Annotated in this window: 9 protein-coding genes; 5 read left to right on the top strand and 4 right to left on the bottom strand. The window is 58.2% G+C overall.

What is annotated here, in order from left to right; translation table 11 throughout:
* The first annotated feature begins 86 nt into the window (after positions 1 to 86).
* Positions 87 to 707 (top strand): FKBP-type peptidyl-prolyl cis-trans isomerase, encoded by a 621-nt coding sequence (gene fklB / locus HF675_RS21675; RefSeq protein WP_015670578.1) that lies wholly within the window; start codon positions 87 to 89, stop codon positions 705 to 707.
* 45 nt (positions 708 to 752) lie between these two features.
* Here fklB and HF675_RS21670 read toward each other — a convergent pair whose 3' ends face one another.
* Complete coding sequence (locus tag HF675_RS21670; protein WP_105229498.1) at positions 753 to 2,723, bottom strand: bifunctional 2',3'-cyclic-nucleotide 2'-phosphodiesterase/3'-nucleotidase; 1,971 nt, start codon at positions 2,721 to 2,723, stop codon at positions 753 to 755.
* 272 nt (positions 2,724 to 2,995) lie between these two features.
* Between HF675_RS21670 and cysQ the strand changes: the two genes are divergently transcribed.
* Positions 2,996 to 3,736: a 3'(2'),5'-bisphosphate nucleotidase CysQ gene (gene cysQ / locus HF675_RS21665; RefSeq protein ID WP_172606356.1), complete on the top strand. Its 741-nt coding sequence runs from the start codon at positions 2,996 to 2,998 to the stop codon at positions 3,734 to 3,736.
* Positions 3,737 to 3,740: 4 nt separating this feature from the next.
* On the opposite strand, the gene HF675_RS21660 is transcribed toward cysQ, so the two are convergent.
* Complete coding sequence (locus HF675_RS21660) at positions 3,741 to 4,295, bottom strand: YtfJ family protein (protein WP_105229500.1); 555 nt, start codon at positions 4,293 to 4,295, stop codon at positions 3,741 to 3,743.
* Between the two features lie 327 nt (positions 4,296 to 4,622).
* Here HF675_RS21660 and HF675_RS21655 point away from each other — a divergent pair, with 327 nt between their 5' ends.
* Positions 4,623 to 4,829, top strand: a complete 207-nt coding sequence (locus tag HF675_RS21655) for a DUF1107 domain-containing protein (protein ID WP_015670582.1) — start codon at positions 4,623 to 4,625, stop codon at positions 4,827 to 4,829.
* Positions 4,830 to 4,931: 102 nt separating this feature from the next.
* Here the strand turns inward: HF675_RS21655 and HF675_RS21650 are convergent, their stop codons facing one another.
* Entirely contained in the window at positions 4,932 to 6,263 is a 1,332-nt protein-coding gene (locus tag HF675_RS21650; protein WP_105229501.1) for a hemolysin family protein, read from the bottom strand.
* A gap of 185 nt (positions 6,264 to 6,448) precedes the next feature.
* Positions 6,449 to 7,087: a peptide-methionine (S)-S-oxide reductase MsrA gene (gene msrA, locus HF675_RS21645; protein WP_187043777.1), complete on the bottom strand. Its 639-nt coding sequence runs from the start codon at positions 7,085 to 7,087 to the stop codon at positions 6,449 to 6,451.
* Positions 7,088 to 7,373: 286 nt separating this feature from the next.
* Here msrA and HF675_RS21640 point away from each other — a divergent pair, with 286 nt between their 5' ends.
* Both HF675_RS21640 and HF675_RS21635 read left to right on the top strand, forming a co-directional pair.
* Positions 7,374 to 9,110, top strand: a complete 1,737-nt coding sequence (locus HF675_RS21640) for an autotransporter assembly complex family protein (RefSeq protein WP_105229503.1) — start codon at positions 7,374 to 7,376, stop codon at positions 9,108 to 9,110.
* The gene (locus HF675_RS21635; RefSeq protein WP_111737860.1) at positions 9,107 to 12,928 is read left to right on the top strand and encodes a translocation/assembly module TamB domain-containing protein; all 3,822 of its coding nucleotides are present in this window, start codon (positions 9,107 to 9,109) and stop codon (positions 12,926 to 12,928) included. The genes HF675_RS21640 and HF675_RS21635 overlap by 4 nt, the downstream gene beginning before the upstream one ends.

Here is a 12,928-nt window from a genome sequence, read left to right as displayed (position 1 = left end):
TCATCATTCTCGACACAAGATTTTACCCGGCTTTCCGGCGCTGTTATGCTGCGCCTTCGACTTTTTACAGACTTAAGGAAAACCCCATGACAACCCCTTCTTTTGACAGCGTTGAAGCGCAAGCAAGCTACGGGATTGGTTTACAGGTCGGCCAGCAACTGCAGGAATCCGGTCTGGAAGGTTTACAACCGGATGCTCTGCTGGCTGGTCTGCGTGACGCGCTGGAAGGGAATGCCCCGGCGGTTCCCGTTGACGTCGTACATCGCGCGCTGCGTGAAATCCACGAGCGTGCGGATGCCGTACGTCGTGAGCGTCAGCAGGCGATGGCGGTAGAAGGCCAGAAATTCCTGGAAGAAAACGCTAAGCGTGATGATGTGACGCTGACCGAATCCGGCCTGCAGTTCTCCGTGCTGCAGCAGGGCAACGGCCCAATCCCGTCCCGTCAGGACCGCGTGCGCGTACACTACACCGGCCGTCTGATTAACGGCGATGTGTTCGACAGCTCCGTTGAGCGCGGCCAGCCGGCCGAGTTCCCGGTGACCGGCGTGATTGCAGGCTGGATCGAAGCCCTGACGCTGATGCCGGTTGGCTCCAAGTGGCAGCTGTATATCCCGCACAACCTGGCCTACGGCGAGCGTGGTGCCGGTGCCGCTATCCCACCGTTCAGCGCGCTAGTGTTTGAAGTTGAACTGCTGGAAATCCTGTAAGCGGGATTGACGAAACAGGGCGCCAGACGGCGCCCTGTTTGTTATTTAGCGCGCTGCCTCTGCGGGCGGCGTTTGCAGGCCGACCTGATAAATCGCAAAACCGATGCTGTCGTTGCCGACAGGCTTCAGCGGGTAACGGGCGTTTTGCCGGATAAACGCCGCGGCCTTGTCGCTTGGTGAGGTTTCAAAACGGATATCCAGCGGCTGGGCGGCGTCGATGTTGGCCAGACGCCAGTTGTTGTCCGCCTGCGGATGCACCGCCCCGTGTTTTTTACTCTCTGCGCTAATATAGGCCGACAGTACGGCGCGGTTTTCATCCGGCGAGGCGAAGGCGATGTGTTTGTCGCCGGTGCCGGCAAACTTGCCGCCATAGGCGCGGTAGTTGTTGGTAGCCACCAGGAATGTGGCGTTCGGGTCGATCGGTTTGCCGTTGAAGGTCAGCTGTTTGATCCGTTCCGCTTTATCATTGATTAACTGACATTCACCGTCGTAGCGCGCCGGTTGGCTGACGTCTACCTGGTAGCTGACGCCGTCAATCACGTCGAAGTTATAGGTGCGGAAGCCGTCCCAGTTAATCAGGCTCTGCGGCTTACTGCTGTTGACGTCGATGCGGTTAAACTGCCCGGCGGAGCACTCCAGCCACTCTTTCACCTCTTTACCGCTGGCTTTGACCACCACCAGCGTATTGGGGTAGAGATACAGATCGGCCGCGTTGCGGAAGGTCAGCTGTCCCTTTTCCACTTCCACAAAGCTGGCCGGATCGTTTTTGCGGCCGCCGACCTTGAACGGCGCGGCGGCGGACAGCACCGGCAGATCCGCCAGATCCGGATCGCCCTGAATGTAGTGCTCCACATAGGCTTTCTGCGCGTTGTTGACGATCTGCACCGTCGGATCGTCCTGCACCAAAGCCAGATAGCTGTACATATTGCCGTCGGACTTGCCGATCGGCTGGCTGACGAACTCGCGGGTGCCCTTATGATCGTCGGCCAGCACCTTCACCAGACCGGCGTCTTCCGCCGCCAGCGAACGTTTGGCGGCGCTGTCGTAAATCGGCCGCGCCTCGGCCTTGGCACGGGTGACCGCCCAGCGGCCGCTGTCGTTACTGAGCTGTAAATCCACCACGCCGAGGTGATCGCCCCATTGGCCCGGCATCACTGCCGGTACGCCGTTCAGCAGGCCCTGCTCAATATCGGCGCCTTTAATCGCGGCGAAGTCCTTACTGGGAAAGACTGCGTGGGCGTGGCCGAACATAATGGCGTCGATGCCCGGCACCTGGCTGAGGTAGTAGACCGAATTTTCCGCCATGGCTTTATAAGGCGCGCTGGAGAGGCCGGAGTGGGGAATGGCGATCACCAGATCGGCCCCTTGCTGACGCATTTCCGGCACGTAGCGTTTGGCGGTGGCGGTAATATCATTGACCGTGACCTTACCCTGCAGGTTGGCCTTGTCCCAGACCATAATTTGCGGCGGGACGAAACCGATATAGCCGATGCGCAGCGTGTGCGTGTGGCCGTCGCGGTCTTTTACCGGCGTATCGACGATAATATACGGAGTGAACAGCGGTTTCTGGGTTTTGCTGTCGATAACGTTGGCGTTAACGTAGGGGAACTTGGCGCCGGCGAGGGCGGTTTGCAGATAATCAAGGCCGTAATTGAATTCGTGGTTGCCGATATTGCCTACCACATAATCCAGCTGGTTCAGCGCCTTGTAGACCGGGTGTACGTCGCCTTTGCGCAACCCCTTGGCCGCCATATAGTCCGCCATCGGGCTGCCCTGAATAATATCGCCGTTGTCGACCAGCACGCTGTTAACCGCCTGCTGGCGCGCCTGCTGAATCAGGCTGGCGGTACGCACCAGCCCAAATTTCTCGGTGGGCTTATCCTTATAGTAATCAAAGTCCATCATATTGCCGTGCAGGTCGGTGGTTTCCAGCACGCGCAGGTCGACCGTCGCTGCCTGCGCCGTGGCGGAAATCAGCAGGGCGAGGGCGGATAATGCCAGCGGACGTTTCATCATTATTGGTGTTCTCCATACCATGATGTTTTTGGCGCCTTCTTGGTGAGAAGCCGCAAAGAACGATGTAATTATGCTTACTTGCCATCAGAAAACGTGAAGTGTGGCAGAAAATACCCGTTGGCACCGCGGGAAAGCTCACAGTTACGCGCCGGCAAACTTGAATTATTACCTGCCGTTACCACGCCGGGATGGATATTCCCGGCAAAAAAAACTAGTCTGCTAGCAAAGGTAGCGGGAGATTTCCCACGGAATTGTTTGATCTGAGGTGAATGATGTTAGAACAAATTTGCCAGCTTTCCCGCGAGGCGGGCGCAGCAATTATGGCGGTCTATCACGGCGAACAGCCGCTTGAGGCCGCGGTGAAAAAAGATGATTCACCGGTTACCGCCGCCGATTTAGCGGCCCATGGCATCATCAAGGCGGGCCTGGCGGCGCTGACGCCGGATATCCCGCTGCTGTCGGAAGAAGACCCGCCAGCGTGGGAAGAGCGCCAGCACTGGACGCGTTATTGGCTGGTGGACCCGCTTGATGGCACCAAGGAGTTTTTGCAGCGCAACGGTGAATTTACCGTCAACATCGCGTTGATTGAGGACGGCCAGGCGGTGATGGGCGTGGTGTATGCGCCGGCGCTGGACGTGCTGTATCTGGCGGAGCGCGGCAAGGCGTGGAAAGAAGAAAAAGGGCAGCGCCGGCCTATTCATGTGATGGAAGGGCAGCCGCCGTTGGTGGTGGTCAGCCGTTCGCACAGCGATGATGAGCTGAAGGACTACCTGAAACAGCTGGGCGTGCACCAAACCATCTCGGTGGGATCGTCGCTGAAATTCTGTCTGGTGGCGGAGGGCAAGGCGCAACTGTATCCGCGCTTTGGGCCGACCAATATCTGGGATACCGCAGCAGGGCATGCGGTGGCGATCGCTGCCGGGGCGCAGATTCACGATTGGCAAGGCAAGCCGTTGCTTTATTCGCCTCGTGAATCTTTCCTCAACCCCGGCTTCCGCGTGTCGCTGTTCTGATCGGTTAGCGCAGCATCTGGTGCAGCATGTTCATCACTTGCTGCACTTCTTCTTCCGTCAGCTTGCCGTCTTTGGCGAACTTCACCCGTCCCTGATCGTCCAGCACGATAATGGCCGAGCCGTTGCTTTGCAGATCCCAGGCCTTCTTCACGTAGCCCTTGTTGTCGACGATAAACTGCGACCACGGGAACTCTTTTTTGTTGTCTTCAATACTGCTGCGCACAAACATGCCGGTGCCGACGATGGCGTCATCAATATTGATGATTGTCGTCGTTTGGTAACGATCGCGTGGTAGTTTGGCGGCCTTGATGGCTTCAATCAATGGATCGTTCATGTCTTTGGCGGAACCGCGGCCGGCAATATGCTGAATTACCCGCACTTTTCCGCTGAGCTTGCCACTGCTCCATTTTTCGTAGCTGAAGTCGCCGTTAGCGTAATGTAGCTCGCCACGGTCAGTGACGCTGACCGGCGCTACGCGCTGCAGCAGTTGAAAGTTGTGCGCTGAGGCCAGTAGGGGGGCGAACAGCAGGGACATCATTAGCATGCGACTCTTTTTCATGCTTGCTCCTTGTTATGGGGGATAGTGCGAACAGTCTCCGCAGCCTAAATCTTAGGCAGTGATCGGAGGTCTGTCCTGTTAGCGCGATCTCAGTTTTCCCTATCGGTCTCTAACGCCTTTATTTTGAAGGGATATTCTGAATATGCCGTAAATAATCATATACAAATCTGTCAACAAGTGTAAATCCAGTGAAGACGTCCAGGCGAAAGTGAACAAAATGGTCTTAACTAGGTCTACACCACTGCAATCAATTGCGTTCTTGTATAAGAAACCGCCCGATTAGCGGTTCGAATGAACGCTAGGTCCAACGGAGGAGCACAGAACAAAATGAGAATCTTCCAGCGTTATAACCCTTTGAAAATTGCCAAATATGTGAAGACCCTATTCCGCGGACGTTTATATATCAAGGACGTTGGTGCATTTGAATTCGACAAAGGCCGAATCCTGGTGCCGAAAGTCCGCGACAAGCGTCATCTCAGCGTGATGTCTGAAGTTAATCGGCAAGTGCTGCTTTTGCAATCGGAAATGGGTTAAAACGTTGTTATGGCTGTAGCTTGAGGGCTGCCGCGATAACAGCGTACAGATGTAAGCGCGGCCCCAAACGGGGCCGCTGATGTTTTTAATGGCCGTAGCGCATCAGGCCGGCAGGTTTTCATCCGCCGCTTTCGGCAGCGTCGCCGCCGGCTTATCGCTCAGCTTGGTGACCAGCAGCTGGTCGATCTTGTAGCTGTCGATATCGACCACTTCAAACTTGTAGCCAGCATATTTGACGAAGTCGGTGCGTTTCGGGATCTTGCGCAGCATATACATCATAAAGCCGCCGATGGTTTCATAGTTGCCCGCCTGCGGGAACTCGTCAATATCCAGCACGCGCATCACGTCGTCGATTGGCGTACCACCTTCAATCAGCCAGGAGTTTTCGTCGCGTGCGACGATTTGCTCTTCCTGCCCTTGCCCCACCAGGTCGCCCATCAGGGTGGTCATCACGTCGTTGAGCGTGATAATCCCCACCACCAGCGCATATTCGTTCAGGATCACCGCGAAGTCTTCGCCGGCCGCCTTAAAGCTTTCCAGCGCCTCGGACAGCGTCAGGGTATCCGGCACAATCAGCGCGGAGCGGATCTGTACGCCGCTGCTCAGCACCAGGCTCTGATTGCCCAGTACGCGGTTCAGCAGGTCTTTGGAATCCACATAGCCCACTACCTGATCGATATGACCGTCACACACCAGGAATTTAGAGTGCGGATGGGTGGAGACTTTCTCTTTAATGCTCTCTTCGCTCTCGCGCAGGTCGAAATAGACCACGCTTTCACGGGAGGTCATCGAGGAAGGTACGGTACGTGATTCCAGCTCGAACACGTTCTCAATCAGCTCATGCTCCTGCTTGCGCAGTACGCCGGCCAGCGCGCCAGCTTCCACCACGGCGTAAATATCGTCGGACGTGATGTCGTCTTTACGCACCATCGGCAGTTTGAACAGGCGGAAAATCAGGTTCGCCATACCGTTGAACAGCCAGACCAGCGGACGGAAAATCATGATCGAGAAACGCATCGGGTTGATGATCCGGACGGCGACCGCCTCTGGTGCAATCATACCGATGCGCTTCGGGGTGAGATCTGCGAACAGGATAAACAGGCTGGTGACCAGTACGAATGAGCAGATAAAGCTGAGCTGTTGCGACAGTTCCGGCGACAGGAAGCGATCGAACAGCACCTGAAAGCTCGGGGAGAATGCCGCGTCGCCGACGATACCGCCCAAAATGGCGACGGCGTTAAGGCCGATTTGCACCACGGTAAAGAACAGGCCGGGTGTTTCTTGCAGTTTCAGCACTTTGGCCGCGTTGACGTTACCTTCGTCAGCCATCAGCTTCAGTTTAATCTTGCGCGAGGCGGCCAGAGAAATTTCCGATACAGAGAAGAAGGCGCTCACTGCGATCAGAAAAAGAATCAGTAAAATACTGTTTAACATAATCTATCCATACGTGCCGACGGGATGACGGCGCTCTTGAGGAAGGGCAATACATTGTAAAAAAGAGTTGCCGGACGCGTTTGACAGCGCCCGTTTTGCCGAAGCAAAAAGCAGGCCGCGTATCGGCGGCCTGGATAGTATAGCAGCAGCCCGATAAGGCCCGCCAGTGGTTAAAAATTAACGCGTTAGGCCTGCGGGGGCAGACAAACGCCGATGCCGCCCAGCCCGCAGTAGCCGCCCGGATTCTTTTCCAGGTATTGCTGGTGGTCGTCTTCGGCGTAGTAGAACGGCGCGGCCGGGGCGATTTCGGTGGTGATGACGCGCTGGTCTCCCGCGGTGTCCATCGCCTGTTGGAAGCTGGCCAGGCTGCGCTCGGCGTCGGCCTGCTGCTCCGGCGTCAGGTAGTAGATTGCAGAACGGTACTGGGTACCGATATCGCCGCCCTGACGCATGCCTTGGGCCGGATCGTGATTTTCCCAGAACACCTGCAGCAGCTGCGGATAGCTGATGACTTTCGGATCGAAGATCACGCGCACCGCTTCGGCGTGGCCGGTCTGGCCGGTGCACACCTCATGGTAGGCCGGATTCGGCGTGTAGCCGCCGGTGTAGCCGGCGGCGGTGCTGTAGACGCCCGGCTGTTGCCAGAACAGGCGCTCGACCCCCCAGAAGCAGCCCATGGCGAAAATCGCCACGTCCATACCGGCCGGCACCTCTGTCATAGAGTGCTGAGTGACGATGTTGAGCGCGGCGACCGGCACCGGCGTGGTGCGCCCCGGCAGCGCGTTGGCCTGGTCGACCAGGCGAGATTTATCTGTATTTTGCACCGCGATTGACTCCTGTTGTCTTCATAAGAATTGGCCCCAGACGGCATTGTGCGAGTTGTAACTCGTCGCTTATTTGCCCACAATAAGGCCGATGTTGCGTTTATGTGTAAGCTTAACGCAGTCTTTTGAGCGCAAAAAGCCAAGAATACGTCCTGTTTATGCCAATTTGTGCGCAGGTCGGTGGGAGTCGGCCATGGGAGAGTCGCCATTTTGATAGCGTGGCGGCATGGTCTGGCGATCTGAACGACGGTTTTTACAGGAAAGTACAATAAATTAAGGAGAACGTGTGCCACGTTACCGTGTCCTTTGCGTTTTATGCGCGCTATTTGTCGCGCCTGCGGCGCTGTCGGCCAATTTGCGGCTGCAGGTCGAAGGGCTGAGCGGAGAGTTGGAAAAAAACGTGCGGGTTCGTCTGTCAGCCATCACCCCCGAAGAGGTGAGCGCCGACGGTCGCTTTCGTGCGCGGGTAGAGCAGGCGGTGCGTCAGGGGCTGCGCGCGCTGGGCTATTATGAGCCGACCATTGAATTTACTCTCGACGACAACCCCAAGCTGTCGCGTCCGGTGCTGCATGCCAAGGTTAAGCCCGGCGAGCCGGTGCGTATTGCCGGCGCCAATATCACGCTGGAAGGCGGCGCTAAAACCGATGAAGACTATCTGGCGCTGGTGAAGAAGGGACGGCCGACCATCGGCGAGATCCTTAACCACGGCACCTATGAAAGCTTTAAAAGCTCCCTGAGCGGTCTGGCGCTGCGCAAAGGCTACTTTGACGCCGAGATGACCAAGAGCCAACTGGGCGTGTCGGAAGAGCTGCGTAAGGCGTACTGGGATTTCGACTTTAACAGCGGCGAGCGCTACCGCTTTGGTAAAGTGAAGTTCGAAGGTTCGCAAATCCGCGAAGACTATCTGCAAAACCTGATCCCCTTCCATCAGGGGGAGTATTACAGCTCGCAGGATTTGGCCGAGCTGAACCGCCGTTTGTCTGCCACCAACTGGTTTAACTCGGTGGTGGTGTCGCCTGATTTTGAAGATGCCAAAGAGAGCAAGATCCTGCCGCTGGATGCGCTGGTGACGCCGCGCAGCCGCAATACGCTGGAAACCGGCGTGGGTTATTCCACCGACGTCGGGCCGCGGATAAAGGGCACCTGGAAGAAGCCCTGGCTGAACGATCGCGGCCACAGTCTGGAAACCAGCGCCTATATTTCGGCGCCGGAGCAGCAGCTGGATCTGACGTATAAAATTCCGCTGCAGAAGAGCCCGCTGGAAGAGTATTACCTGATGCAGGGCGGCTATAAGCGCAGCGACCTGAACGACACCAAGTCAGACAGCACCAAGGTGGTGGTATCGCGTAACTGGGATAAATCCAGCGGCTGGCAGTACGCCATCAATATGACCGGTCGTTTTGACCACTTTACCCAAGGTAATGTCACCAACACCACCGTGCTGCTGTATCCGGGCGCCAGCCTCAGCCGCACCCGCTCGCGCGGCGGTCTGATGCCGACCTGGGGCGACAGCCAGCGCTATTCCATTGACGTTTCCGATACCACCTGGGGCTCAGGCGTCGATTTTGCGCTGCTGCAGGCGCAGAACGTCTGGATCCGCACGCTGGCGGATAAACACCGCTTTGTGGCGCGTGGTCAGGTGGGTTGGATTGAAACCAATGATTTCGATAAGGTGCCGCCGGATCTGCGCTTCTTCGCCGGCGGCGACCGCAGCATCCGCGGCTACAAATATAAAGACATCTCGCCGCGTGACGCAGACGGCAAGCTGACCGGCGCCTCTAAGATGCTGACCGGCTCGCTGGAGTATCAATACAACGTGACCGGCAAGTGGTGGGGCGCGGTGTTCGTCGACTCCGGCGAAGCGGTGAATGATATCAAACAGAGCAATTTCAAAACCGGCGCGGGCGTTGGCGTGCGCTGGCAATCGCCGGTCGGGCCGGTGAAACTGGATATTGCCGCCCCGGTCGGGGATAAGGAAACCCACGGGATGCAGTTCTATATCGGTTTGGGGCCTGAACTATGAGCCTGGTGAAAAAGATTTGTCTTGGGGCGCTGATCGTTCTGCTGTTGCTGGTGGGAGGCGTTGCCTACCTGCTCGGCACCACCAGCGGTCTGCATATGGTGCTCAACGGCGCGGCGCGCTGGGTGCCGGGGCTGGATATCGCCAGCGTCAGCGGCGGCTGGCGCGATCTGACGCTGAAAGGCGTGAAATACCAGATGCCGGGCGTGACGGTGAATGCCGGCCAGTTCCATCTGTCACTCGATTTGTCATGCTTTAAACGCAGTTCGCTGTGTGTGAACGCCTTGACCGCTGATGACGTCGACGTGGTGGTGAAAACCAGCGAAATGGCGCCGTCCGAGCCGGCGGCGGAGAGCAGCGAACCAACCACCGATCTCAGCACTCCCTACCCGATTATCCTGCGCAAACTGGCGCTGAATAACGTCAAGGTCAACGTTGACGACACCGCCATTTCACTCGGGGAGTTCAGCACCGGTGCCGAATGGCAGGAGCGCGCGCTGCAACTGCAGCCGACCAAAATCGCTTCGCTGTTGATTGCCCTGCCGAAAACGCCGGCCAATCCGCTACCGGAAGAAGTACAGCCGGCGGTCGATATGGTGAAGAAAGCCGGAGAGAAAGCGGGCGATGCGCCGAAAGCGGCGCCGCAGCCGGAAGAGAAACCGCTGGGCGAGACGTTGAAAGAACTGTTTGCCAAGCCGCTTCTGCCGGATCTGCCGGAAGTGCGTCTGCCGCTGGATATCACGGTGAAAGAGATCCGCGGTGAACAGCTGCGTCTGACCGGCGATACCGACGTGCTGATCACCAGCCTGCTGCTGAAGGCCAGCACCAAGGACCAGCATATCCAGCTGGACAACTTTGACGTCAGGTCGCCGCAGGGCACGCTGTTCGCGCACGGCCAGGCCACGCTGAAAGATAACTGGCCGGTGCAGATGAGCGCCAACAGCACGCTGAATATCGATCCGCTGAAAGGCGAAAAGGTGAAGCTGACCCTCGGCGGCGGCCTGCGTGAAGCGTTGAACGTAGCGCTGAACCTGTCCGGACCGGTGGGGGCGCAGCTCGATCTGCAGACCGAGCTGGCAGAGGCGGGTTTACCGCTCTCGCTGACGCTGCAGAGCAAACGGCTGAAGTGGCCGCTTACCGGCGTATCTCAGTACCAGGTGAATGACTTACGTCTGCGCCTTAACGGCAAAGCCACCGACTATGCGCTGTCGACGCGCGCCGATATCAAAGGGCAGGATCTGCCGCCGGCGCTGCTGACGTTGGACGGTAAAGGCAACGTCGAGCAGTTCAGACTTAACCGCCTGCGTCTGGCGGCGCTGCAGGGCAATACCGACCTGACCGCGCTGGTGGACTGGAGCAAGGCCATCAGCTGGACGTCGCAGTTGACGCTCAGCGGCATCAATACCGCCAAACAGTGGCCGGAATGGCCGGCGAAGCTGAACGGCAAAATCACCACCCGCGGCAGTCTGTACGGCGGCAGCTGGCAGCTGCAGGTGCCGACGCTGCAGCTGGACGGCAACGTGAAGCAGAACAAGGTGTCGGCTCGCGGCTCGCTGAGCGGCAACGCCGCCGGCCAGTGGAAGATTCCCGGCGTCGACCTGGCGCTGGGGCGTAATAGCCTGAACGTGAAAGGGCAGTTGGACGAGAAAAGCTGGAATCTGGACGCCAACATCGACGCGCCGCAGCTGGACGGCGCGCTGCCGGGTCTGGGCGGCACGGCGAAGGGCTTGCTGAAGCTGCGCGGCAATCTGCAGGCGCCGCAGCTGCTGGCGGACCTGACCGCGTCCGGCCTGCAATGGCAGGCGCTGCATATCAAACGGGTGAAAGTAGACGGCGACGTGCGCTCCACCGATCAGATTCAGGGCCAGCTGGCGGTGCGGGTCGAGCAGCTGAAGCAGGATGCGCTGGAGGTGAACCTGCTGCAGCTTGACGCTAAGGGCACGGAAAAGCAGCACACGCTGCAGTTGAAGGTTGACGGCAAGCCGGTCTCCGGCCAGCTGGCGCTGGCGGGCAGCTTCGATCGCCAGCAGCAGCGCTGGCGCGGCAATCTGAACAATACCCGTTTTGATACGCCGGTAGGCGAATGGCGCCTGACGCGCGCCATCGCGCTGGACTATCTGAATACCCAGCAAAAAATCAGCGTCGGCCCGCACTGCTGGCAGAACCCGGATGCCGAAGTCTGCGTGCCGAAAACCATCGAAGCCAGCGCCGCCAATGGCCAGGCCAGCGTGGTGCTGAACCGCTTTGATCTGAAAATGATCAAACCGTTCCTTGGCCCGGAAACCGCGCTGAACGGCGTCTTTACCGGCCGTGCCGACGTGAGCTGGAAAGAGGGCGCCGCGCTGCCGCAGGCGAAGGTATCGCTGGTGGGCAACGGGGTGAAAGTAGTGCAGCAGGTGCAGGGCAACGCGCTGCCGATCGCCTTTGATACGCTGAACCTCAACGCGGGTGTTAACAACGGTCGCGCGCAGGCCGACTGGCTGATTAAGCTGCATAACAACGGCCAACTGGACGGTAACATCCAGGTGACCGACCCGCAGAAGCAGCGCAATATCGCCGGTAACGTCAATATCGCCAATATTTCTCTGGCGATGATCAACCCGGCGCTGATGCAGGGTGAAAAAGCCGCCGGTATGCTGAACGCCAATCTGCGGCTGGGCGGCAATGCGCAAAAACCGCTGGTATATGGGCGTCTGGCGCTGGACAAGGTGGATATTGACGGCAGTTGGATGCCGTTCGATATGACCGACGGCCGGCTGGCGATTGACTTCAACGGCATGAATTCGACGCTGGATGGCCTCATTACCACCACGCGCGGCCAACTGAACCTGACCGGCGATGCCGACTGGCGCGATATCAACGCCTGGCGGGCGCGCATCGCCGCGAAGGGCGACAAACTGCGGGTGACGGTGCCGCCGATGGTGCGTATCGACGTGTCACCGGATCTGGTGTTTGAAGCAACGCCGCAGCTGTTCTCGCTGAACGGCAATGTGGATATCCCATGGGCGCGCATTACCGTGCAGGAGTTGCCGGAAAGCGCGGTCGGCGTCTCGTCGGATGAAGTGATGCTGGATAAACAGCTGAAACCGATCCAGCCGAAGAGCACCGCGGTGGCGATTAACAGCAACCTGATGATTCACGTGGGCGACGATGTGCGGCTGGATGCGTTCGGTCTGAAGGCTCGGCTCAAGGGCGACCTGAAAGTGGTGCAGGATAAGCGTGGCCTGGGGCTGAACGGCCAGATTGATATCCCGGCCGGCCGTTTCCACGCCTATGGTCAGGATCTTATCGTACGTAAGGGACAATTATTGTTCTCAGGCCCGCCGGATCAGCCATACTTGAATATGGAGGCGATTCGTAACCCGGAGGCCACCGAGGATGATGTGACCGCCGGGGTGCGCGTCACCGGACTGGCGGACGCGCCGAAGCTGGAAGTGTTCTCCGATCCGGCCAAATCGCAGCAAGAGGCGCTGTCTTACCTGCTGCGCGGACAGGGCCTCAGCAACTCCGGCGCCGACGGCAACGCGATGACGTCGATGTTAATTGGCATGGGGGTTGCACAAAGTGGTCAACTTGTGGGTAAAATCGGCGAAGCATTTGGCGTTAGTAATCTGGCACTTGATACCGCCGGCGTTGGCGACAGCTCCCAGGTTGTCGTGAGTGGTTATGTTCTCCCCGGCTTACAAGTAAAATATGGGGTGGGTATTTTCGACTCGCTGGCTACGTTGACGTTGCGTTACCGCCTGATGCCTAAGTTGTATCTTGAAGCGGTGTCTGGTCTCGACCAGGCGCTAGATTTGCTCTATCAGTTTGAGTTTTAG

This window comes from Serratia sp. JUb9, from assembly GCF_014298095.1.
Taxonomy (GTDB): Bacteria; Pseudomonadota; Gammaproteobacteria; order Enterobacterales; family Enterobacteriaceae; genus Serratia_B; species Serratia_B rhizosphaerae.
Note: the sequence above shows the minus strand (reverse complement) of the source record. Positions and strands in the feature narration are given on the sequence as shown.